1 protein-coding gene and 1 pseudogene are annotated in these 903 nt (G+C 47.3%); both read right to left on the bottom strand.

The annotated features are described in order from the left end of the window. Positions 1–186, bottom strand: a 186-nt coding sequence (locus H9Y04_RS49135) for a class II fructose-bisphosphate aldolase (protein WP_498067176.1), incomplete at its 3' end; no start/stop codon positions are given. A gap of 113 nt (positions 187–299) precedes the next feature. Continuing rightward, a pseudogene (locus H9Y04_RS49130) lies at positions 300–842 on the bottom strand (class II fructose-bisphosphate aldolase); the annotation flags it as partial. Between the last annotated feature and the right edge of the window lie 61 nt (positions 843–903).

Below are 903 nucleotides of genomic sequence, written 5' to 3'. Positions count from 1 at the left end.
CTTGTCTTCTCCATCTGGGTTTCCGACTGGGGTCTTGAGGTAGTCTTGCTTCTTCAAAACGTAGTCACGAACACCGCTGAGGTAGGCGTATTGACAGTCAGTGTCCAAGTTGACCTTGACCACACCGTGGGTGATGGCGGTGTCGAATTCCTGTTGCGACGAACCGGATCCACCATGGAAAACCAAAAACAATGGCTTGTCGTTCTTGGAGCCAGATTGTTCCTTAGCGTACTTTTGGTGCTCACGGCAATGGAAAAGTTTGGACCAATTGGGGAAAGGGCCTCGTAAACCTTGTATACGGTTTCTGGCAAGGTGTACAACGATTCCTTTTGTACGTGTTCGTTGTTGACACCATCTTCTTCACCACCGGTAATACCGATTTCCATCTCCAAGAATTGGCCCATTTTGTGCATACGCTCAAAGTATTTCACGCAAGTACCAATGTTCTCCTCGTCAGATTCTTCAGACAAGTCCAACATGTGCGACGAGAACAATGGCTCACCAGTCTTCTTGAAGAATTCCTCATCGGCATCCAACATTCCATCGAACCATGGCAACAATTTCTTGGCACAGTGATCGGTGTGCAAAACCACGGGAACACCGTAGGTTGGAGCAATTGATCTAATATAGTGAGCAGCAGCCACGGCACCAGCAATTGAAGCTTCCTGGTTCTTGTTGTCTACTCCCTTACCAGCAAAGAAAGCAGCACCACCTTGCGAAGTTTGCAAGATAATTGGTGACTTGTTATCACGAGCAGCTTCCAAAGCAGCGACAACAGTGGAGGAGGAAGTCACGTTAATGGCAGGAATTGCAAATCCCTTCTTTTGAGCATAAAGGAACAATTGACGAACATCATCACCGTAGATGACACCGCTCTTTCTAGAAAGTACGTCTTGGACTGAC

Source organism: Streptomyces polyasparticus (genome assembly GCF_014493765.1).
GTDB lineage: Bacteria > Actinomycetota > Actinomycetes > Streptomycetales > Streptomycetaceae > Streptomyces > Streptomyces polyasparticus.
Note: the sequence above shows the minus strand (reverse complement) of the source record. Positions and strands in the feature narration are given on the sequence as shown.